Origin of the sequence: Mycobacterium sp. 1081908.1 (assembly GCF_001673535.1) — a bacterium.
Lineage (GTDB): Bacteria > Actinomycetota > Actinomycetes > Mycobacteriales > Mycobacteriaceae > Mycobacterium.
The window spans coordinates 1-21,308 of sequence record NZ_LZLY01000080.1; the positions used below are offsets into that span (position 1 = coordinate 1).

23 protein-coding genes and 1 pseudogene are annotated in these 21,308 nt (G+C 69.4%); 6 read left to right on the top strand and 18 right to left on the bottom strand.

Going from position 1 to position 21,308, the window contains the following annotated elements; all coding sequences use genetic code 11:
- The 5 genes from A5655_RS11425 to A5655_RS11445 form a co-directional block, all read right to left on the bottom strand.
- Positions 1–994: ABC transporter permease (locus A5655_RS11425; protein ID WP_369807208.1), on the bottom strand; the 994-nt coding region annotated here is incomplete at its 3' end.
- A 101-nt stretch (positions 995–1,095) separates the two neighbouring features.
- A complete protein-coding gene (locus A5655_RS11430) occupies positions 1,096–1,794 on the bottom strand; it encodes an ABC transporter ATP-binding protein (RefSeq protein WP_067009904.1) in 699 nt (232 codons plus the stop codon).
- Positions 1,795–1,945: 151 nt separating this feature from the next.
- The gene (locus tag A5655_RS11435) at positions 1,946–2,233 is read right to left on the bottom strand and encodes a hypothetical protein (protein ID WP_067009809.1); all 288 of its coding nucleotides are present in this window, start codon (positions 2,231–2,233) and stop codon (positions 1,946–1,948) included.
- A gap of 47 nt (positions 2,234–2,280) precedes the next feature.
- Positions 2,281–3,426, bottom strand: a complete 1,146-nt coding sequence (locus A5655_RS11440) for a glycosyltransferase (RefSeq protein WP_067009811.1) — start codon at positions 3,424–3,426, stop codon at positions 2,281–2,283.
- On the bottom strand, positions 3,423–4,049 hold the full coding sequence (locus A5655_RS11445) for a TetR/AcrR family transcriptional regulator (RefSeq protein WP_067009814.1): 627 nt from the start codon (positions 4,047–4,049) through the stop codon (positions 3,423–3,425). The genes A5655_RS11440 and A5655_RS11445 overlap by 4 nt, the downstream gene beginning before the upstream one ends.
- Positions 4,050–4,188: 139 nt before the next feature.
- On the opposite strand from A5655_RS11445, the gene A5655_RS11450 reads away from it, so the two are divergent.
- The 3 genes from A5655_RS11450 to A5655_RS11460 all read left to right on the top strand — a co-directional run bounded on the left by A5655_RS11450 (position 4,189) and on the right by A5655_RS11460 (position 6,087).
- The gene (locus A5655_RS11450; RefSeq protein ID WP_067009817.1) at positions 4,189–4,974 is read left to right on the top strand and encodes a heavy metal-binding domain-containing protein; all 786 of its coding nucleotides are present in this window, start codon (positions 4,189–4,191) and stop codon (positions 4,972–4,974) included.
- Positions 4,974–5,357 (top strand): DUF5073 family protein, encoded by a 384-nt coding sequence (locus tag A5655_RS11455; protein WP_067009819.1) that lies wholly within the window; start codon positions 4,974–4,976, stop codon positions 5,355–5,357. Before A5655_RS11450 ends, A5655_RS11455 begins: the two co-directional genes overlap by 1 nt.
- Before the next feature lie 82 nt (positions 5,358–5,439).
- A complete protein-coding gene (locus tag A5655_RS11460; RefSeq protein WP_067009822.1) occupies positions 5,440–6,087 on the top strand; it encodes a maleylpyruvate isomerase family mycothiol-dependent enzyme in 648 nt (215 codons plus the stop codon).
- 3 nt (positions 6,088–6,090) lie between these two features.
- Here A5655_RS11460 and A5655_RS11465 read toward each other — a convergent pair whose 3' ends face one another.
- The gene (locus A5655_RS11465) at positions 6,091–6,555 is read right to left on the bottom strand and encodes a nuclear transport factor 2 family protein (RefSeq protein ID WP_067009826.1); all 465 of its coding nucleotides are present in this window, start codon (positions 6,553–6,555) and stop codon (positions 6,091–6,093) included.
- A 127-nt stretch (positions 6,556–6,682) separates the two neighbouring features.
- On the opposite strand from A5655_RS11465, the gene A5655_RS11470 reads away from it, so the two are divergent.
- Positions 6,683–8,434 (top strand): amidohydrolase family protein, encoded by a 1,752-nt coding sequence (locus A5655_RS11470; RefSeq protein ID WP_067009829.1) that lies wholly within the window; start codon positions 6,683–6,685, stop codon positions 8,432–8,434.
- A gap of 3 nt (positions 8,435–8,437) precedes the next feature.
- Here the strand turns inward: A5655_RS11470 and A5655_RS11475 are convergent, their stop codons facing one another.
- The 4 genes and pseudogenes from A5655_RS11475 to A5655_RS11490 form a co-directional block, all read right to left on the bottom strand.
- Entirely contained in the window at positions 8,438–9,106 is a 669-nt protein-coding gene (locus tag A5655_RS11475) for a cutinase family protein (RefSeq protein WP_369807207.1), read from the bottom strand.
- Positions 9,107–9,299: 193 nt separating this feature from the next.
- Positions 9,300–9,602, bottom strand: a pseudogene (locus A5655_RS11480) (hypothetical protein); the annotation flags it as partial.
- Positions 9,603–9,663: 61 nt separating this feature from the next.
- Complete coding sequence (locus A5655_RS11485; protein WP_067009834.1) at positions 9,664–10,329, bottom strand: TetR/AcrR family transcriptional regulator; 666 nt, start codon at positions 10,327–10,329, stop codon at positions 9,664–9,666.
- Between the two features lie 53 nt (positions 10,330–10,382).
- A complete protein-coding gene (locus tag A5655_RS11490; protein ID WP_067009837.1) occupies positions 10,383–10,970 on the bottom strand; it encodes a TetR/AcrR family transcriptional regulator in 588 nt (195 codons plus the stop codon).
- A gap of 43 nt (positions 10,971–11,013) precedes the next feature.
- Here A5655_RS11490 and A5655_RS11495 point away from each other — a divergent pair, with 43 nt between their 5' ends.
- On the top strand, positions 11,014–11,559 hold the full coding sequence (locus tag A5655_RS11495) for a bifunctional 2-polyprenyl-6-hydroxyphenol methylase/3-demethylubiquinol 3-O-methyltransferase UbiG (protein WP_067009840.1): 546 nt from the start codon (positions 11,014–11,016) through the stop codon (positions 11,557–11,559).
- Between the two features lie 41 nt (positions 11,560–11,600).
- Positions 11,601–12,431 (top strand): enoyl-CoA hydratase/isomerase family protein, encoded by an 831-nt coding sequence (locus tag A5655_RS11500; RefSeq protein ID WP_067009843.1) that lies wholly within the window; start codon positions 11,601–11,603, stop codon positions 12,429–12,431.
- An 87-nt stretch (positions 12,432–12,518) separates the two neighbouring features.
- Here A5655_RS11500 and A5655_RS11505 read toward each other — a convergent pair whose 3' ends face one another.
- From A5655_RS11505 to A5655_RS11540, 8 genes are read right to left on the bottom strand one after another with little or no spacing between them, the layout of a single operon-like run.
- Positions 12,519–14,219: an FAD-binding protein gene (locus tag A5655_RS11505; RefSeq protein ID WP_067009846.1), complete on the bottom strand. Its 1,701-nt coding sequence runs from the start codon at positions 14,217–14,219 to the stop codon at positions 12,519–12,521.
- Positions 14,216–15,592, bottom strand: coding sequence for an SRPBCC family protein (locus A5655_RS11510; protein ID WP_067009850.1), 1,377 nt, complete (start codon positions 15,590–15,592; stop codon positions 14,216–14,218). The genes A5655_RS11505 and A5655_RS11510 overlap by 4 nt, the downstream gene beginning before the upstream one ends.
- Before the next feature lie 13 nt (positions 15,593–15,605).
- Complete coding sequence (locus A5655_RS11515) at positions 15,606–17,150, bottom strand: acyl-CoA synthetase (protein ID WP_067009853.1); 1,545 nt, start codon at positions 17,148–17,150, stop codon at positions 15,606–15,608.
- A gap of 19 nt (positions 17,151–17,169) precedes the next feature.
- On the bottom strand, positions 17,170–18,045 hold the full coding sequence (locus A5655_RS11520; RefSeq protein WP_067009856.1) for an enoyl-CoA hydratase-related protein: 876 nt from the start codon (positions 18,043–18,045) through the stop codon (positions 17,170–17,172).
- Between the two features lie 17 nt (positions 18,046–18,062).
- Complete coding sequence (locus tag A5655_RS11525; RefSeq protein ID WP_067009859.1) at positions 18,063–18,299, bottom strand: lipoyl domain-containing protein; 237 nt, start codon at positions 18,297–18,299, stop codon at positions 18,063–18,065.
- Positions 18,292–19,293 carry an alpha-ketoacid dehydrogenase subunit beta gene (locus tag A5655_RS11530; protein ID WP_067009862.1) on the bottom strand — a complete coding sequence of 334 codons (1,002 nt, stop codon included), beginning with the start codon at positions 19,291–19,293 and terminating at the stop codon, positions 18,292–18,294. Before A5655_RS11530 ends, A5655_RS11525 begins: the two co-directional genes overlap by 8 nt.
- On the bottom strand, positions 19,290–20,288 hold the full coding sequence (locus A5655_RS11535) for a thiamine pyrophosphate-dependent dehydrogenase E1 component subunit alpha (protein ID WP_067009865.1): 999 nt from the start codon (positions 20,286–20,288) through the stop codon (positions 19,290–19,292). Before A5655_RS11535 ends, A5655_RS11530 begins: the two co-directional genes overlap by 4 nt.
- A gap of 1 nt (position 20,289) precedes the next feature.
- A complete protein-coding gene (locus tag A5655_RS11540) occupies positions 20,290–21,156 on the bottom strand; it encodes a mycofactocin-coupled SDR family oxidoreductase (protein ID WP_067009868.1) in 867 nt (288 codons plus the stop codon).
- Positions 21,157–21,308 lie beyond the last annotated feature (152 nt).

Genomic DNA, 21,308 nt, shown 5'->3' on the forward strand with positions numbered 1-21,308 from the left:
TCGCCGCGACGGCGGCCGGTATCGCGTAGCCGGGCAGCCAGTACTCGATGCGCGCCTCCAGCCCCTGGGTCATGGCCGGCGGCAATCGCCCAATCGCGATGCGGCCCAGGAGAATTCCGAGGGCCGAGCCCAACGCCCCGCCGATGATGCCGAGGATCGCCGCCTCCGCGAGCATGTCGCGCACGATGGTGGCGCGGCGGCCACCGATCGCGCGCAGCATCGAAATGACCGGCCGCCGTTGGGTGATCGCCATCGTCATCGTGGTGTAGATCAGGAAGGCGCCGACCATCAGGGCGACCATCGCCCCCATCAGGGCCATGTAGTTCATCAGCTTGACGCCGTCGCCGGCCCGGGTGGCCCGCATGCTGGGCTCGGCGACGATCGCCCGGCCGTTCACGGCGGTGGTGATCGCGGCGCGGACCCGGACGAGGTCGGCGCCGGGTTTGGTGGTGATCAGGATGGAGTCGAGCTGACCCGTGCGCCCGGTGATGTTCTGCGCCAAGGCAAGCGGGGCGAGGACGTAGTGACCGCCGTTGAGCGCGGCGACCTGCTTGCCCGCGAGGACCTCGCCGACGGTGACCGATCTCGACCCCAGTTGGAACGTCTCGCCCTTGGCGCGCCCGACGCCCGGTCCGACACGCACGGCGTCGGCCGCGCCTGGCGGGCCGGACGGGTTCGCGAGCGCTCCGGGCGATCCGCTTTTCAACGCGTCCTTGAGGGCGCCGCCCAGGGCGCCCAGGCGCTCGTCGGCGCCGAACAGCAGGACCGGGCCCGACGACGTGGACGCCGTGGTCCGGATCAGCGGTGCCGCGGTCGCGACCCCGGGAACGGCGGCGACGTCGGCGGCGATCGTCTCGGGAAAGCCCGCGTCGGTGATGCCGGACACCTCCAACGAGGCGATCCCCGCGATGCCGTCGGCGAGCCGATTGACCGATCCGCTGATCGAGCCGAAGATGCCGAACACCGCGACCAGATACATTGCCGATACCGCCATTACGGCGACGGATGCGCCGGTGCGCCGGCGATGCACCGCGAGTTCGCGCAGGCTGAACAGGCGCAGCCGGCTCGCCGCGGCGGCGATCCCCGCGCCCCGTGTCACACCATGACCTCCGACCGCTGGTCGGCGCCGACCCGGCCGTCCTGCAGCGCGATCACCCGGTCGGTCGCCGCCGCGGCCTCCGAATTGTGGGTCACCATCACTACCAGCCGGCCGCGGCCGGGCTCGTGGGCCACCTCGCCGAGCAGCTCCAGGATCGACCCGCCCGTCGCGGAGTCGAGGTTCCCGGTCGGTTCGTCGGCGAGGATCAGCGGGGGGTCCATCATCAACGCGCGCGCGACGGCGACCCGCTGCATCTGGCCGCCGGACAGCTCGGCGGGGCGGTGCTCGGTCCGGTTGCCGAGCCCGACGCGGTCGAGCAGGCGAATCGCGTCGGGTTTGGCCCTGCCGAGCCGGACGCCGTCGAGCAGCCGCGGTACCGCGACGTTCTCCCACGCCGACAGCGTGGGCAACAGGTTGAAGAACTGAAAGATGAAGCCGACGCGGTGGTGGCGGAACTCCGACTGCTGCCCGTCGCTGAGCCGGCCGATCTCGTCACCGTCGAATTCGATCGAGCCCGAATCGGGGGAATCCAGCGCACCCAATAGGTGCAGCAGGGTGCTTTTGCCGGCGCCCGACGGCCCGACCACCGAAACGAACTGCCCGCCCTCGAGGCGCAGGTTGATCTGGTCGAGGGCGCGCACGGATTGACCGCCGACCCGGTATTCGCGCACCACGTCGCGCAGCTCGATGGTCAGCGGTTTGTGCTGCGGAGCACTGCCGGTGTCGATCCGTCCGAACATGACCCTCCCCGCGCGCACCCCGGTACCGCAAAAAAGCGCTGGTATTTCAGATAACGAGGCCCCGCCGCGATCGGTTCATCGAGGCGCGCTCGGAGCGCCGGTCCGGTCAGGCGGTCGCTATTTCGGACAGGATCACCGCCCTGGGGCTTCCCGCCAGCCCCGGTGCGGCGTCGGGCGACGACCACACCCTTTCCCGCAGAAATGTGCGGAAATCGGCGGCCGACGAGGCCGCTTCGAATTCCAGATCCACCACTATGTACCGCGGGTCGTCGTCGGGTTGCCACACGCGCTCGGAGGTCACACCGGCTCGCCGGCGCACCGTGGCAAATCGGTTGAACGCGTCGCGCCAGGTGTCGATATCGGTGATGGGATGTTCGATGTGGAGGACCGGCATTGACTCAGGCCTTTCGTCGTCGTTAGTCCGTGAGCGAGTTTCGCCCGCTAAGACGCGCAAGCCCGTCTTGAGTCGCCGCCCCCGATGGGCTTGGGTTCTCGCTTGGCGCAGGCGAATTGGGTGATCAGCTCGGCAGCTTGTTGGGCCCCGTCGCGCTCCCGGATCCGCTCCCCGAGCCGGGCGGCCGATTGTCGGTAGCGCGGATCCAGCAGCACCGTCTCTATGGCCGCCCGGATGCGGTTCGGTGCGGCATGCTTTCGAAGGAGCAGCCCGGCGCCGGCGTCACGAACCGCTGCGCCGACCCGTCGCTGGTCGATCAGGACGTTCGCCGGCATCACGATCACCGGAACGCCGAAAGACAAGGCGCGCATCGTGGTGCTGTGACCACCGTGTCCGACCACCAAAGATGCGCCGGCGAGAACCTCGTCGTGGTCGAGCCACGCATGCAGCGATGCGTTGCCGGGAACGCGCAACCCCGCCGCGTCTATCGCCGGCCCGACGGTGACCGTCGCTTGCACCGGCAAGGGGCCGATGGCTTCGAGGATGTTCTGCAGCATGCGCCGCTGACCGGCGAACGCGCAGGTGCTCAGGCTGATCAGAATCCGTGGGATCGGCTGCGCGGCAGCCGCCTTCGGAACACCCTGCCACGCCACCCCGGTGTGGTGAACGGGAGGAGCGCCGCGCACGGGGTCGAGGTCGGCCCGTGCGGTGACGATGTGCAGCGCGTCGCTTCGTTCGGCGCCGAGGGGCGGAGTGCCGCGCAGTCGCAGCAGCCACCCGATCGGGCTCGCGGCCAGATCCTGCATGCCGCGGTAAAAGCAGTGCACGCAGACCACGGTCGGGATGTCGGCTTTAAGCACCTCGGAAATCCCGGCGGTCAGGATGACGTCGACAACGATCGCGGATGCTCCCTGCCGCTGCGCCACATCCACCGCGCAGCGTCCGAGTTGGCGGTCCATCGAGGTCTTGGCGAAATCGGCCATCAGGGCCAACAACGATCGCCTGACGGTCGGGTCGAAATGGTGTCCGGCCCGGAACGGCTCGAAGGCGAAGCCGGCCGCCTCGACCTGTTCGCGCACGCCCTCATGGCCGAGGAAGGACACTTGCGCACCGCGGTGTTTCAGCGCGCGAGCGATCGCCAACTGCGGAGGAATGTTTCCGCCACCGTCCACCGTGACGAACAGGATTCTCATGGCGCCCTCCCTTCGGTCGCACACCGCGATACGCCCGCGGCCGCCGCCAGAATCGACTCGGTCAACAGCTGCATCCGGTCGTGGACCGCGTCCACCGACAAACCACGGTCGACGCGGAGCAGCTTCCACGCATAGACGTCGGTGGCCACCACCAGCGCGTCGATGAGTCGACACCGGTCTTCGCGCTCCCCTGGCAAGCCCGCTCCGAACACCTCTTCCACCCACGCCCGGTGCGCGATCCGGCCGGCGTCGCACATGTGTCGCGCGCGCGGATCGTCGTCCTCTTCGGCCAGCGCGCCGAGCACCAAAAGGCCACGGCGCTCATAGTGCGCAATCAAGGCCGTAAGCGAAGCGTCGCGATCGCCGGGCAGTGCCGAGCGCTCGGCCACGGCGTCGCGGAACGCGCGTGCCCAGGCCGCCTCGATCAGAGCTTCCCGGCTGCCGAAGTGCCGCAGGATCGTCTTGACGGTCACGCCGGCTCGCTCGGCGACGGGACCCAGCGTGACCGAGAACGAACGCTCGGCCGTGAAGGTGTCGATGGCCGCGTTGATGACGGCTTCGCGCGTGGCGGCCTTCGCCTCCCCGCGGGCCCGCATCTCGTATTGCCGCTTTTTCATGTCCATATGACGGTACGCCAATTTGACCTTTGGTGTCCACAGCGATGGACACAAAAGTTCGGGATAACTGACGGCGTTCGCTACACGTCGGTCCGGCCGTCGCCGGGCTACGCTGTCCTCCGAACCGGAGGAGGGCCTTAGGAGCATGCAACCGAACCCGCTTGACCCAGTCGCCAGCGAACGGCTGTCGCACGCAGGCAAGGTGTTCACCACCGATCTGTCGATCAACGAATTCGCCTTGTTGCACGGGGCGGGGTTCGAGCCGATCGAACTGGTGATGGGCGTGTCGGTCTATCACGTGGGCTACCAGTTCACCGGCATCAGGCAGCAATGCGAGCTGCCGGTGCTCACCGAGGCGACGTATCGCGCCCGCTGGAATGCGATGTCACGGATGCAGGCCGAGGCCGATTCGCTGGGCGCGGACGGCGTGGTCGGCGTGCGCCTGGAATGGCGCCACCAGGGGGAGGGCGAGCACCTCGAGTTCATCGCGGTCGGCACCGCCGTGCGATACACCGCGAAGCCCGGCGCGTTTCGGCGCCCCAATGGGCAGGCGTTCACCAGCCACCTGTCCGGCCAGGACCTGACCACGTTGCTGCGGTCCGGGTTCGCCCCGGTGGCCTTCGTGATGGGCAACTGCGTGTTCCACGTTGCCGTGCAAGGGTTTATGCAGATGCTGAAGCAGGCGGGACGCAACGCCGAGATGCCGCAGTGGACGCAGGGCAGCTACCAATCCCGCGAGCTGGCGATGTCGAGGATGCAGAGCGAGGCCGAGCGAGACGGCGCCAGCGGCATTGTGGGCGTGCATTTCGCCATCTCGAATTACGCGTGGGGACATCACACCGTGGAGTTCTACGTGGCGGGGACGGCGGTGCGTCGCAGCGGCGAGCCGCAGACCCTGACGCCGTCGTTCGTGCTGCCGATGAGTGACTGATGACCGGGTTTGATCACGAGCGGGTCAGTCACGCCGTGGGGTCGGCCCTATCCGGGCCCGGCGGCGTCGCGCTGGTGGTCAAGGTGTTCGGCGGCGTTCCCGGGGTGATCGTCACGCCGGCGCGGCGGGGCCTGTTCAGTTCGCAGCCCGAGCGGGTTCAAATCGGCGACTGGCGCTACGAAGTGACCGCCGACGGCCGGCTGCTCGCCGCCCACGTGGTGAACGGAGTGGCCATCGCCGAGGAGGTCCTCGCCGCCGGCGCCGTCGGTCCGCACATCGCGCGGGCGCTCGGGCAACTGGTGAGCGGTTACGGCCCGACGATCCTGCCCAACATCGACGCGGCCCTGGAAGCCCTCGACACCGGAGCCGGCCCCCGCTTCTGACGCCGGGCATCGCGGGCCGACGACTTTCGGGCGTGGCGGTGGTCTATACCGGCGTCATCCTTGCCGTGTTTTGGAGGCTTACATGTCCGAAGGTGCCACCCGCGGCGCGCTCTGGTCGGCGGTGCACGCGGAGCGCGCCGCGCTCGCGGACGATCTCGCCGGCCTCGACGACGCGCAATGGGCGCGGCCGTCGCTGTGCGGGCAGTGGGTCGTCGAGGAGGTGGTCGCCCACCTCACGGCCGCCGCGAGCATCGGTCGGCTGCGCTGGTTCGCCAGCGCAGTGGGCGCCCGGTTCGACTTCGACCTGCACAACGCGCGGCGCCTGGCCGAGCACCGCGGCGCAACCCCCGCCGAGACACTCGAACGGTTCCGTCGGGTCATCACCCGCACCACCGCGCCACTGGGACCGACCGCCGCGTGGCTGGGCGAGGTGGTCGTGCACGCTCAAGACATCCGGCGGCCCCTCGGGCTGCTGCGCACACCACCCGTGGACACCGTCGCCCCGGTGGCGGATTTCTATGCGCGCCGGGACTTTACGGTCGCCGGCCGGAGCGCCATCGACGGTCTGCGGTTGGAGGCGACCGACGGTTCCTTCGCCGCCGGTGCCGGCCCGCTGGTCAGCGGCACCACCCTGGCGCTGACGATGGCGATGGCGGGGCGCCAGGCCTACTGTGACGATCTCGCCGGCCCGGGCGTCCCGCAGCTGCGCGCAAGATGCGCTCCCCGCTGACGCTCACCCGCCGCCGGCGGGTTGCTTCTGGTCGATCGCGACCACCCACCGGCTGAACCGCCAGGCGCCGTCCTGCTTGACCGCGGTGAACTCGTAGCGGCCGGTCAGGTCGGGGGTGGGCGCGCCGCCGTCCTTGACGGCGAAAACCTGCACGTAGCAGTGGCCGGTGGCCTCGGTGTCGCTTTGGCTGGCGAACCAGAACGAGTTCAGCGCGTGGCGACGCTGGTTGTTTTCCGCTGCGAAACCCTGCTTCCTGACCGCGAGCAGGCCCATGACCGTGTCGATGTCGGCCGACAGCGGGCGGCCCTCGTGCAGCAGGACGAGCTGCGGTGACTCGGTGAACAGGGCGCGAAAGGCGTCGAGCAGGTTTTCGTCATAGGTGTAGGCGTAGGCCCCGAACAAGTTGATGATCGCCAGCCGATCGGTGACGTCGAAGTCGACCCGCCCGATCGGCCCGTTCGTCGCCATCCGGCCTCCTCGACCTCGAAGACATTCGCCTCGATGGTGCCACGCACGACCGCGTCGCCTGTTGAGAAAGGCGAGAACGCTGTTGAATGCTTGGTGGGCGCGACGCCCGGCCCGCTAGGAGGCTGCCATGACCTACGACCTGATCATCCGGGGCGGAACCGTGGTGGACGGCACCGGCGCGCCGGGCGGCACCGCCGACGTCGCGGTGAGCGACGGGATCGTCGCGCAGGTCGGCCGGGTCGAGGGCACCGCCAGACGCAGCGTCGAGGCCGACGGGCTAACCGTGACACCGGGATTCGTCGACGTGCACACGCATTACGACGGGCAAGCCACCTGGGACCCGCATCTCACGCCGTCGTGCTGGCACGGCGTCACGACGGCGATCATGGGCAATTGCGGCATCGGTTTCGCGCCCGTGCGGCCCGATCGGCACGGCTGGCTCGTCGACCTGATGGAAGGCGTCGAGGACATTCCGGGCTCGGCGCTGTCCGAGGGCATCACGTGGGAATGGGAGTCCTTCGGCGAGTACCTGGACGCCCTCGAGCGGATGCCGCGCGCGGTGGACGTCGCCGCCCAGATCCCGCACGCGGCCGTCCGCGGCTTCGTCATGGGCGACCGCGCGCACGATACCGCGACGGCTGCGGACCTCGACGCGATGCGCCGGATCGTCGCCGACGGCCTGCGCGCCGGGGCGTTGGGCATGTCGTTCGGACGCACGGCGGGGCATCGCAGCGCGTCGGGCGAACCCGTGCCGGGAACCTACTCCGAGGAAGACGAGCTCGCCGCGCTGATGGCCGCGATGGCCGAGGTGGGTTCCGGTGTGCTCCAAGTGGTTCCGGCCGGGGTGGGCGGCGCGATGGGCGGCGACCAGCGCCACTCGATCGACGCCGAGATCGACTGGATCACCAGGCTCGGGCGGCAATACCGAATACCCCTGACCTTCCTGGCGATGGTCAACGAGCAGGACCCGCACGACTGGCGACGCTGGTTCGCGGCGGTGCACGAGGCCAACGCGGCCGGTGCGGCGATCCGCCAGCAGGTCGCCAGCCGGGCCTTCGGGATGTTGATGGGCCACCAATCGCGGATGAATCCTTTCCGGCACCGCGCCACGTACCGGCCGTTGATGGAATTGCCGCTGGCGCAGCGCGTTCGGCGGCTCCGCGATCCGGACGTGCGGGCGCGAATCCTGGCCGACCCGCCCGACCCGACGTCCGAACCCTCGGCGGACCAACTCAACAAGCACATCTTCAAGCGCCTGTATCCGCTCGGTGAAGCGCTCGACTACGAACCCGCACCCGAGGACAGCATCGCCGCGATCGCCGAACGGGAGCGCCGTGACCCCTGGGAGGTCACCTACGACGTGCTGCTCGACGCCCAGGGCCGCGAATTCCTGCTGCTGCCCTTGCTCAACTACGCCGGCAACAACTACGACCACCTCTACAACATGATGGCGGACCCGGTGAGTCTGCAGGGGCTCGGCGATGGCGGGGCGCACTGCGGGATCATCTGCGACGCCAGCATGACGACGTACCTGCTGTCGCACTGGGTGGGCAAGCGGACGCGCGGGCCGGGCCTGTCGCTGGAGGCCGCGGTGCACCGCCTCACCGGCGATCCCGCGGGTTTCTACGGGCTGGGTGATCGCGGGGTGCTCGCGTCCGGGCGGCGCGCGGACATCAACCTGATCGACCTGGATCGGCTGCGGCTGCATTACCCGGAGCGGGTCGAGGACCTGCCCGGCGGCGCGGGCCGGTTGATCCAGCGCTCGGAGGGCTACGTCGAGACGATGGTGCTGGGCCAGACCGTCGTCGCCGACGGCGAACTGACCGAGACCAGGCCCGGCGGGCTGGTCCGGGGGCGCCGGGCGTCGGCCGTCGGCTAGTTCCTAGAGTCGTCCCGCAGCGAAGTCGGCGGCCTGATCGACCATCCCGGCCTCGACGTATTGCCGGTGCGCGGCTGGGAATCCGGACCCCGAACAGACCGGATCGTTGGGCACGCACAGCTCGATCGTCTTCGGTGCGTACAGCGGGCCGACCGTCACCGGTGGCTCGTTGATGATGCTCATGAACTGGGTCGACGGCTTGCCGAAGAGGGCGACGGCGGCGACGTGGTTGGCGACGTCGGGCGGCATCGGCTGGGGTGGCTGCGCGAGGTTCGCCCCGTCCGGGACCCTGTTCGCGGTGACGAAGCCCATCACGGCCGCGCCCTGCGAATACCCGCCCAGCACCATCTTGGTTCTGGGGCAGCTGGCCGCCATCGACTCGACGTGGTGGCCGGCGTCGGTGATGCCGTCGATGGCGGTGGGGAAGTCGGTGGTGGCCGGGTAGTTGACCGGATACACGCCGAGCGATCGGGCGCCGACGCGCGAGCGCAGCGTGTCCACGAAGTCCTGGCCGACGCGGCCGACGCCGGGGGGCTCGGTGGTGCCCCGGGCGAAGACCACCTCGACGTCGGGGCACGGCTCGGCGGATGCCGAGGGAACGGGGGCGACCAGCAGCGCCCAAATCGGCGCCACCGCAGCACAAATCAGGCGGGCGAGGGGAGGTAGCTGCACGTACTGAATTTTGACATAGGGCGTTAAATGTTGCTCGCCGAGCACTGGCGCGCCCCGCCGGCCCGGCGACCGACGGGCCGCTCGCGATGCGCCTGAGGCCCGGAGATGTCCCAGTTCACGCCCCAACTATCGGCGCCGGGCCGGCCACTAGCGGGCCGGGGCGGGTGGCCGGGCTGTGACGCGGTCGATCAAATCACGGCCGTGTGTCCGGTTCCCCAGGCCGATCCTCGGCGCGCCCCCCGCGCAGCAGCGAATGGGCGGCGCGCAGCACGCCACGAAATGCGTAGGCGGCGGTCACCATCGACAGCAGGATCAGCAGGACGAACATCGGCAGCCAGTTGCCCCGGCTGTGGTCGACTTCCCACCAGATGATGGTGAACAGCACCACGCAGAGCAGGAGGACCACGTCCCGCCAGTTACCGCGGTAGGACAATGCGGCCTTGCGTAACGCGCGATTCCTGTCGGCGACGTCGACCAGGTCGTCGACGCGGTCGTCGTCAGCGTCGGTTCGTTGAGGATGGCCGAACTCGGGGGAGGGATCAACCGCCTCGCCGGTATCAGGACGCCCTTGACGGGCGCCCGCGCGCCGGCGCCGGCTCGGCTCCCCGAAGCGCGTCCATGGTGCGCACCAGCTGTGGATAGGCGATCGCGGGCCCTATCCAGCGGGTGAGATAGCGCCGCAAATCGGCGCCGGTTCGGGGCGGCCGGCCCGGGTCGGTGAGGAATGACTGCAGCACCCGCAGGCCGAATTCGTTCAGCTCGTCGAGGCCCGCCTCATCGAAACCGTAGTGCTCCCAATCGATGTCGAAGCGATGCAGCATCGAACGTCCGAACGCCAACGCGGTATCGGAGACGATCGAGACGCTCTGACCGCCACGGTGGCGCAACACCAACGCGACCTGGTCGTCCGACGCCAGCTGCTCGATGGCGAACGCCATGCCTTCCGTCATCGCCACCACCGGATCCGTCACGCCCTCGAGCTTGGTCGCCAAGCGGTCGAGGAACCCGTCGGCCGAGCGCATCGCGGCCGCCACCAGCAACGCCTGGGTGCCGGGGAAGTACCGATACACGGTCTGCCGCGTCACGCCGAGGGCGCGCGCCACGTCCGCGATGCCCATTGCGGGGCCGCGCTCTTCGATGATCCGGTCGGCGGCGTCCAGGATGCGCTCGATCGCCTCCTCGTCGGAGGCGGGCGCGTTCCCTGCCCAGCCGTGGCTGCGCATGCTCAGCCGATCCTCACAGCTGGATAATAGCGATCCGGTTGGGCCACTGAGCTTTAGGCGGCGCACGCTTTCAGGATGAGGCCGACGGCCTCGTCGAGTTGCCCCGCGATCTCGTCATAGCTGACGAACCGGGCCGTCAGGAGGGCCCCGGAGAACGTCATCTGAAGCGCGGACTTCACCGCCCGCGGCCACCCCGGACCCAGCGCCGCCGCGATCCGCCGGGACACCTCCTCGCCGATCTGCTCCCGCAGCGGCTTGACCGCGGGGTCGTCGGCCATCAGCGCCGCGCCGCAGGCGGTCGCCAACTCCGGTTCGTCGGCGACCATCAGCGCCATGTCGCGCAGCGTCGCGCTGACCCGCGCCTGGGTGGTGTCGTTGACGTCGGTGTGCAACGGCAGGTCCCGCAGGAAGCGCAGGTACACCGCCGCCACCAGCGCGCTCTTCGACGGAAAGTACGTGTACGCGCTGGCCGGGGACACGCCGGCGCGCGTCGCGACCGCGCGCATCGTCAGGGTCGCGTACGACGACTCGCGCAGTTCCTCGAGCCCGGCGTCGAGGACCTTGCGGATCGTCTGCGCCGGCCGGCGGTCGGAGCGGCGGGCCGTCCCGGCGTCCGTCGGAGAAGCCGCCTCTCTAGACACCGGTCCAGTGTAGAAACGCGGTGCGCGATTTATGGTGGCGCCTATGGCCGACGACGACCGGCGTCGCTGGGACGAGCGGTACGCCACGGCCGGACCCCCGCCCGTGGGCGAGGTCGGGCCGCCGGGCTTCGTGGCGCGCCACGCGGAGCTGTTCCCGACGGCGGGGCGTGCCCTCGACCTCGCGTGCGGGCAGGGGCGCGGCGCGGTGTGGCTGGCCCGCCGCGGCCTGGACGCCTGGGGGTGCGACGTCTCCGCGGTGGCCATCGACCAGGCGCGCGAGTTGGCCCGGCTCGCCGGCGTCGGGGACCGCTGCCGCTTCGACGTATTCGACCTCGACGACGGGCTGCCGGCGGGGCCGCCCGTCGACGTCATCCTGTGCCACAACTTCCGGGACCGCCGCCTCGACGGGGCGATCGTCGAGCGGCTGGCGCCGGGCGGGCTGCTGGCCATCGCCGCGCTGAGCGAGGTCGGGGCCGCGCCGGGACCGTTCCGCGCCGCGCCGGGCGAGCTGCCCGCCGCGTTCGCCCGGCTCGAGCTCGTCGACGCCGGCGAGGGCGACGGTCACGCGTGGCTGGTGGCGCGCGGCTAAGGCTCCCGGACGCAGGGCCCGAACCCGGTAATGTCACCACGATGGAGCGGCGCGTGCTCGAAGCGATCATCTATGAACGCGAACCGCCGATTGCGCGGATCATCCTGAATCGGGTCGACAAGGCCAACACCAAGGACGCGGCGTTGGTCACCGAGGTCGACGACTGCCTGCACGAGGCCGACCGCGACAAAGAGATCAAGGTCGTCATCATCAAGGCCAACGGGAAGGGCTTCTGCGGCGGACATGTCGCCCGCTGGGGCCCCGACGAGAACCCCTACCCGGACTTCGGAAACACCTTCGAGGACCTGTACAAGGGGACCGCCGACCTGTTTCTGTGGCCCACCCTGTACCTGTGGGAGTTCCCCAAGCCGACGATCTCGGCGATCCACGGCTATTGCATGGGCGGCGGGATCTATCTCGGCCTGCTGACCGATTTCTGCGTGGCGTCCGAGGACGCGTATTTCCAGATGCCGCTTGCCCAGAGCCTCGGGGAACCCGGCGGGCACACCATGATCGAGCCGTGGTTGCTGATGAACTGGCACCGCACCATGGACTGGCTGCTGCTGGCGCCCACCCTGTCCGCGCGGGAGGCCCTCGACTGGGGCCTGCTGAACAGGGTGGTGCCGCGCGAGGACCTGGAAGACACCGTCGAGGAGATGGCGCGCAAGATCGCCCAGATCCCGTTGACCACGCTGATGGCGGTCAAGAACAACGTGAAACGGGCCTGGGAATTGATGGGGATGCGGGTCCATCTCCAGGTCAGCCACATCCTGACCAACATGGTGGGCGCCGCCTCGGACGTGCAGGCGCGCCGGGCCGAACTCATGCAATCCGGCATGAAGCCACGCGATTTCGTCGGCCGCGACGAATAGGTTTCCCCTCGAGTGTGCGGCTGGCCGCACACTCGGGGCCGAACGTGCGGCTCGCCGCACACTCGGCAAGGGGGAGGCGGCGAAGGACTAGCGGCTGCGCTCGCCGGCGATCCGGCGACCGGCCGCATGCCGCGCGGCCACGTATCCGAACACCATCGAGCTGGCGATGCTCGCGCCCGCGCCGGGATACGTGCGGCCCATCACCGTCGCGGTGGTGTTGCCCGTGGCGTAGAGGCCCTCGATCACCAGATCCTGTTCGTCGAGGACCTGCGCGTGCTCGTTGGTGACGACGCCCCCGCACGTCCCGACGTCGGCCGGGAAGACCCGGGTGGCGTAGTAGGGCGCGCGGTCGAGCGGGCCGACGGCGGCGTTGGGCCGGTAGCCGGGGTCGCCGAGGCAGTCGTTGTAGGCCGACTGCCCGCGCCCGAAGTCGGGGTCCAGGCCCTTGGCGGCGAACCGGTTGAACCGCTGGATCGTCTGCGCCAATTCGTCTGCGGGAAGGTCGATCTGGCGGGCGAGGTCGGCGATGGTGTCGCCGCGTTTGACCGCGCCGCTCTCGATGAGTTCGGGCGGCAGGCCCTGGTTGCGCTTGAGCGGGTTCGTGCTGGTGACATACCGGTGCACGTAGCCGTCGTCGAAGATCATCCAGCACGGCACCGCCTTGTTGGCGTACATCGCCTTGCCCACCTCGACGTAGGAGTTCGACTCGTTGCAGAATCGCCGGCCGGTCGCGTCGACGTAGATGGCGCCGGGACGCTGCCGGCCCGAGCCGAGCGAGGCGGCCGCGGCGCCGCCGTCCTTGATGAAAACCGAAGGCAGCCACCACGCTTCGTCGAGCAGGTCGGTCTTGGCGCCCAGCCGCATCGCGGCCTGCAGCACCTCGCCGGTGTCCCCGGCGTTGGCGATCGACCACTGCGCCTCGTTCGGCTGGTCGCCGCTGTATTGGCGGCGCATCTCCTTGTTGTGGCCGAACCCGCCGGCGGCCAGCAGCACTCCTTTGCGCGCCTCCACGTTCAGCGGCACGCCGCCGCGGGACACCCGCGCCCCGACGACGCGGCCGTCCTCGACGATGAGCTCCTCCATGGCGGCACCGGTCCACAGCGGGGGCTGCCCGTCACCGAATTCGATGAGCGCCTTGAGCATCTGGGCGATCAGCGAGGCGCCGTTGGTGAGGATTTGCCGGCGGCGGGCCCGCGCGGCCGCGGTGCGCAGGAACACCCGGGTCGCCACCGCGAACGCGCGCGGCGACCGGTTGTAGTACTGCACCGAACGCAACTCGTTGGTCAGCACCACGAACCCGTAGTTCTTGGCCAGCGGCGGCTGCACCTTGTCGCTCCAGCCGCCGAGCTCCGCGGCGTCGAAGGGGATGCCCTCGATGGCGCGGCCGGACTCGTTGCCGCCCTTGTGGTTCGGGTAGTAGTCGCTCCACCCGGCGCACCGGATCAGCCGAACGCCCTTGCGGATCAGGAAATTGATCATCTCGTAGCCCGCGGTGAGAAACATCTCGCGGCGCGCGGGCGAGGACGGCGCGCCGATGTCGCCGACGACGTCGGCCAGGTAAGCCATGCCGTCCTCGCGCGAGTCCGCGATGCCCTCGGCACGCATCAACGGGTTGTTGGGCAGCCAGACGATGCCGCCAGAAAGCCCCGTCGAGCCGCCGACCAGCGCCTGCTTCTCGAGGATCAGCGGCTCGAGCCCGCAGTCGATCGCGGCCAGCCCGGCCACCATGCCGCCGCCACCGCTGCCCGCGATGAGCAGGTCGACGGAGCGGTCCCAGCGGGCGGTCATCGCGCCCCCGAGCTGAATCCCAGGTCGGCGACCGGCACGTCGATGGTGGTGTTGGTCTTCTGGATCGCGGGCACCAGCGCGTCATAGGGCAGGCCGGCCAGGAAGCCGTCGACGACGCGTTCGAAGTTCGAGATCAGCCCCTCGATCCGGTCCGACAGTCGCATGTATTCAAACCCCTTGGAGTGCAGGCCCTTCTGCTGCCGCGGCAGGTTCGAGAAGTCCTGGGCGGGGATGGGCGGCCAGCGGGGGTCGTCGGGCGCCATGGGCTCCGGTGGTGTGGGTTTGTCGGTGATCTGGTCCGGCGGGATGCGGGTCAGCGACCAGATCTCGAACAGCGTCTCCTCCGGGCCGAGCGGACGGATCCGGTACGACGAGGCGCTGCTGTACTGCGGCAGCAGAAAGTAGTGCGGGAAACAGAAATTGATCGCCTCGGTGATGCCGCGGCGCTCCAGCTCGTTGAGGTCGGGCATGTCGCAGCCCCGGGCCCGGTGCCAGCTCACGATGGCGTCGTTGAGCGCGGCCCGCCACGCGGCCATGGCGGCGGCCGGATCGGACGGCAACTCCATCTTCTGCAGTCCCTCGGCGATGCGGACGTCGTTCTCGTGGGTCATGCCGGCCATGCCCTCGCCGAGGGTGCGCATGAAGTACAGGTTGGTCTGGGCCAGCCCCGGCGGTGTCGACGTGCTGGGCATCGAGGACGGCAGCAGCTGCGGGTGGGTCTGCGGGACGTGGTAGCCCTCCATGAAGGCGGCCGTCGCCAGCTTCCAGTTCACCGGCAGCCGGCACGCCTGCCACCATTCGACGCGCAGCGATTCGACCTTCCAGGCGTCGTAGATCGACGCGAACGGCTCGAAGCAGTCACGCATCGGCGGCGCGTCGTCGTCGAGGTTGATCCACGCGCATCCGCCCCACAGCTCGCATCTGACTCCGACGAGTTGCAGATCGTCCGGGCTCAGGTTTTCCTCGGCGAACTCTTCGGGTCGCAGGACGAAGGTGTTGCGGCCGTCGATGGCCCAGCACCAGCCGTGGAACGGGCAGACGAAGGTGCGGCGGTTTCCGTTGCCCTCCACCAGCTTTACCCCGCGATGGCGGCACGCGTTGTGATAGGCCCGCACGTTTCCGGCGTCGAGCCGGACGACGATGACGGACTCGTCCAGGATCTCGTACTCGACGTAGTCGCCGGGCTTCGGGATCTCCTCGAGCCGACAGGCCATCTGCCACACGCGGGGCCAGAGCAACTCCGCTTCGAGCGCGTAGAACTCCGGGTCGTAGTACCGCTGCTTGGGGATCCGGTCGGGCCGCTGAACCGCCCACGGCACCGGCAGCGGTGCCCAGTTCACGTCGGGGTGGGTGCTTTCGGTAGTAGTCACCATGTCGTTCCCTCGTTCATACGATCCGTGACGCCCGCCCTTGCCAGTAGCGCTCGCGAATGCGCCTCTTGTACAGCTTCCCGTTCGGGTCGCGGGGCAACTCCACCTCGAATTCGACTGTGCGCGGGCACTTGTAACCCGCCAGGTGGGCCCGGCAATACGCGATGAGCTCCGCCTCGAGGTCGGGCCCGGGCATGACGCCGCCGGCCGGCTGCACGACGGCCTTGACCTCCTCGCCGAACTCGTCGTTGGGGACTCCGAACACCGCGGCGTCGACGAGCTTGGGATGCATGATCAGCAGGTTCTCCGCCTCCTGCGGGTAGATGTTCACCCCGCCCGAGACAATCATGAACGTTGAGCGGTCGGTGAGGTAGAGGTATCCGTCCTCGTCGACATAGCCCATGTCGCCGAGCGACCGCCAGCCCCGCTCGTTCGAGACCGACGCGGTCTTGGCGGGATCCTTGAAGTACTCGAAGTCGGGCCCGCCCTCGAAGAACAGCTCGCCGGACTGGCCGACCGGAAGTTCGCGCCCGTCGTCGCCGACCACGTGAACGGGGCTGAACGGCTTGCCGACCGAGCCGGGATGGGCGAGCCACTCCTCGGGCCCGATGGTCGTGCCCGCGAATCCCTCGGTGCCCCCGTAATATTCGTGGATGATGGGGCCGAACCAGTCCATCATCCGGTGCTTGACGTCCATCGGGCACGGGGCGGCCGCGTGGATCACGCATCGCAGGCTCGAGACGTCGTACTTTCGCCGCACCGCCTCGGGCAGCTTGAGCATGCGCACGAACATCGTCGGCACGAACTGGGCATGGGTGACGCGGTGGGTCTCGATCAACCGAAGGACGGCCTCGGCGTCGAACTTGCGCATCAGGATGGCGGCGGCGCCGACGCGGTGCACCGCCATGGTGTAGTTCACCCCCGCCGCGTGATACAGCGGCGCGGGGGAGAGGTACACGCTGGACCGGTCCATCCCGTACTTGTGGATCAGCGCCATCTCCAGGACCGACTGGGCCCACGACCCGTTGCCGTCGGCCGGCAGCGACCGCCGAACCGCCTTGGGCCGTCCCGTGGTGCCCGACGAATACAGCATCTCCGAGCCGTCCGACAACGGCGGGGCGTCGCCCGCCGCCGCCAGCGCGGCGTCATAGGAGCGCCAGCCCGGCAAGGCGCCCCCGACGGCCAGGTGGATCCCGACGCCCGGGTTGGCGGCGCGGACGTGCGCGGCCAGGCCGGGGCCCCAGGCCTCCGACGCGTCGACGAACACCGCCTTCGCGTCGGAGTCGTCGATGACGTAGGCGACCTCGTCGGGGGTGAAGTGGGTGTTGACGGCGGTGTAGTAGAGCCCGGAAAGCTGGCAGCCCCAGGTGATCTCGAAGAACTCGGGCCGGTTGGGCAGCACGAGCGCGACGCCGTCGCCGCGCCGCAGCCCGGCCTCGTGCAGGGTGGCCGCGACCCGTCGGCTCCTTGCGTAGAGCTCGCCGTACGGGATCGTGCCCCCGTCCGCGACCAGGAGGGCCGGCGACGCGGCGGCGGTGCTCGCGTGGTCGGCGATGTTCACCAGGGGACCTTGCGAAGGCTCAAGTCGTCGCCGCGCCGTCGGTGGACGAGGCTGCCGCCGCCGCCTGGCGTCGGGCCTGCTCGGACGGCAGCACCTTGTCCTTGAAGACCGTCTGGATCAGCTCCTGCACGTCCCTGCTGATCGACGCCAGCGCGACGAGGTCGTTGGAGCTCTGCCAGTGCACCCGCATGCCCATCAGCTCCCAGGCCCGCTTCAGGTTGGCCTTGGTCGCCAGCAGCGTCGTCATCGGCGCCTGGGCGATGTGGCGGGCGATGGCGTCGGCCCGCGATTCCAGCTGGTCGCGCGGGACGACCTCGTTGACCAGGCCGACCTCCAGCGCCTTCTTCGCATCGATGACCTCGGCGAGGTACAGGTAGTACGCGGCGCGCCGCCAGTTCATGAAAACCCATGGCTCGATTGAGCATTCGCCGGACGGCATGCCGAAGCCCTGCAGCGGCGGGTAGGAGAAGTACGCGTCCTCGGCGGCGATCACGATGTCGGTGGTCAGGCCGTAGTGCGTGCCGCCGCCGACGCAATAGCCGTGCACGGCCGCGATCGTCGGCTTGGAGAACTCCCACAGGTTCAGCACCGGCTTGACGAACAGGTCGGTCTGCGGCTTCCACGGCGTGCCCATGACCTTGGCGCCCTCGACGAACGCCGGGTAGTCGACGGCGTTGTTGCCGATGGCGTGTCCGGAGCAGAAGCCCTTGCCGTTGGCCTTGAGGATCAGCACCTTGATGTCGTAGTCGCGGTCGGCGTCCAGAAGGGCGGCGTCGACTTCTTCGGCCAGCTTCTGGTCCTGGGCGTTGGCCTTCTCCGGCCAGTTGAGCGTGACTCGTGCGATCGGGCCTTCCTTTTCGTAGACGATTCTCTCGCGGGTCTCGTTGAGATCCATGTGTTTGCGTCCCTTTCTTATGGCGTAATGACGCCGATTTCGGCGCCGATGTCGTAGGTGGTCCCGACCTGTCCGGTCCACTGCACGATGCCCGAGGCACCAGCCTCGATTTCCTGCTCCACCTTCTCGGTGGCGATCACGTAGATCGGCGTGCCCTCCTCCACGCGTTCGCCGGCGTCGACGAGAAGGCCGGTGAGCTCGGCCTCCGAGACGGCCACCGACACCCGCGGAATGCGAATGACGAAGTCAGCCATGAACTTTGGCCCTGTCGAGGGTGCGCTGAGCCGCGGCGACGATTCGCCCCGGCGACGGGTACACCTGTGCCTCTAGCGCCGCGGCGGCCGGGTTGGGGACGAACCGGGCGGCGACGCGCTCGATGGGCGCGGCCAGCTCCCCGAACAACTCCGACTGCAGGGTGGCGGCGATTTCTGCCCCCGGGCCGGCGAATTGGACGGCGTCGTGCACCACCACGACTCTCCTTGTGCGGCGGACGGATTCGACGATGGTGTCGACGTCCAGCGGCACCAGCGTGCGCAAGTCGACGACCTCGGCGCTCGCGCCCTGGTCGGCCAGCGTGTCCGCCGCTGTGAGCGCGTCGTGCACGGGCCGCCCATAGGCGATCAGGGTCACGTCAGTGCCGGGCCGCTTGATGTCGGCCTGGCCGAGGGGTATCGAGAACCCGGGTTCGACGGGGACGGGCCCCTTCTTGCCCTGCAGCCGGATGGTCTCGATGAAGAGGCAGGGGTCCTCGTCGAAAATCGCCGACGTGAGAAGGCCTTTCCCGTCGCGCGGGGTGGACGGCACGATCACCTTCATGCCGGGGATGTGCATGAACCACGCCTCCAGGCTCTGCGAATGCGTGGCGCCGGTGGCCAGCCCGGCGTAGACCTGGGTGCGAATGGTGATCGGCGCCGTCGTGCGCCCGGCCGTCATGAACCGCAGCTTGGCGGCGTTGTTGATCAGCTGGTCGGCCGCGATGCCGATGAAGTCCATGATCATGATCTCGGCCACCGGCAGCATCCCGTCGATCGCGGCACCGATCGCGGCGCCGACGATCGCGGCCTCCGAGATGGGCGTGTCGAGGACCCGCTCGTGGCCGTACTTCGTCGACAGCCCCGCCGTCGGTCCCGAGGCGCCGGGATCGGCGATGTCCTCACCGAGCAGGAACACCCGCTCGTCGGCCGCGAGCGCCTCGTCGAGCGCGAGGTTCAGCGCCTCGCGCATCGTCATCTCTTTTTCTTGCGTCATACCGGATACCTGATCGGGGTGGCGTACACGTCGCGGTCGAGTTCGTCGATCGAGGGCGGCTCCGCGCCCATGACCGTCGCCAGGGCGTCCTCCACCGTCGTCGACGCCTCCCGGTCGATGCGGTCGAGCTCGTCGGCGTCGCAGATGCCAGCTTCGGCGAGGTGGTTGCGAAACCGCGGCACCGGGTCGGCCGCCATCGCCGCGGCCAGTTGGTCCTTGGGGATGTAGGGCATCCGGTCGCCGAAGTAGTGGCCGCGGAAGCGAAAGGTCACGCACTCGATGAACGTGGGGCCCGCGCCGGCGCGGGCCCGCCCGAGCGCCTCGTCCAGGGCCGATTTCACCGCCAGCGGGTCGTTGCCGTCGACGCGCACCCCCGGCATGCCGTAGCCGGCCGCCCGCTGCGCGACTTGCTCGAGCTTCATCGTGTCCGAGGTCGGCGTCATCTCGGCGAACAGGTTGTTCTGGCACACGAACACCAGCGGCAGGTCCCACAGCGCGGCCATGTTGGCGGCCTCGTGGAACGAGCCGGTGTTGGTGGCGCCGTCGCCGAAGCTGACCACCGTCACGCGGCCGAGGCCCTTGCGCCTGGCGGCCATCGCCAGCCCCACGGCCACCGGCGGCCCGGCGCCCACGATCCCGGTCGAGAGCATCACTCCCTTGTCAGGGTTGGCGATGTGCATGGTGCCGCCCTTGCCGCGGCTTGCGCCGACGGTGCGCCCCATCATCTCCCCGTAGATCTCCTCGAGCGGGACGCCCTTACCGATCAGGTCGTGCAGCCCACGGTATGTCGTCACCAACTGGTCGTCGGCCCGCAGCGACACCCCCATCGCGGCGGCGATGGCCTCCTGGCCGCGCGACGGCCAGTACACGCACATGAACTCGCCGGTGCCGATGCCCTTGGAAAGCCGGTCGTCGGCCGCCTTCATCAGGACCATGAGTTCGTAGAGGCGGCGTTCGACGTCCCCATTCCCCCCAATTCCGTTGCCGGGCAGCATCTCAACCGCCCGACCACGGCTTGACCTTGAGGAAGCCGCCCCCGTCGACGCGGAGCTGCTGGCCCGTGACGTAGCGGGCGGCGTCGGAGGCCAGGAACAGCACGGCCTCGCTGATGTCCTCGGGTTCGACGTAGGGGATGGGCATCGCCTGGACCACGGGGAACACGGGTTCGGCGTCCTCGCGCTTGGGTTCGGACAGGTCCGGCCGGAACGCGCGGTACATCGGTGCGCTGTGCAGCATGTCGGTGTTCACATTCGTCGGATGCACCGCGTTCATCCGGATGCTGAAGGGCGCGAGCGCCAGGGCGAAGTCGTGAACATAGTGCGCGGCAGCCAGTTTCGCGAAGGCATACCCGGCCCCGCCCGGGCCTCCGGACACGCCGCCTCCGGTGTTCAGTGACGACATGAACGCCGCGTTGGACCCGATCACGATGATCGACGCCCCGCTCTGTAGGTGTTTGAGGCTGGCGTGTACCAGGTTGAGCACCCCGAGCAGGTCGACGTCGACGGCGTCGGCGAACGCCTGGGGCGGCAGGCCCGCGGTGAGCGGGCAGATGCCGGCGTTGGCCACCACGATGTCGAGACGGCCGAACTCGGCCACGCCCTGATCGATCGCGGCGGCCAGGGCCGCCCGGTCGCGCACGTCCGCGATCGCCGTGGACGCGCGCTGCCCCTCCTTCTCGACCAGCCGCGCCGTCTCGTCGAGATCCTCCGGCCGGGCCAGCGGGTACTCGTTGGTTTCGATGTCCGCGCAGATGTCCACCGCGATGATGTCGGCGCCCTCCGCGGCCAAAAGCCGCGCGTGCGAACGTCCCTGCCCCCGCGCGGCCCCGCTGATCAAGGCCACCTTGCCCGTCACCCTGCCCATATCCCGTCCTTTGCCGCGGCGCCTAAACCGGCGACCCTCGTTGGGGCCCAAAGCCATTCGTTACGCAAGAGGAACCACGGCGCGCGCTCAGCGCATCGGGGAGCGGGATCGGGCCGATGGTCGGCCCCATCGCGTCTCTTCCACGAAAACCG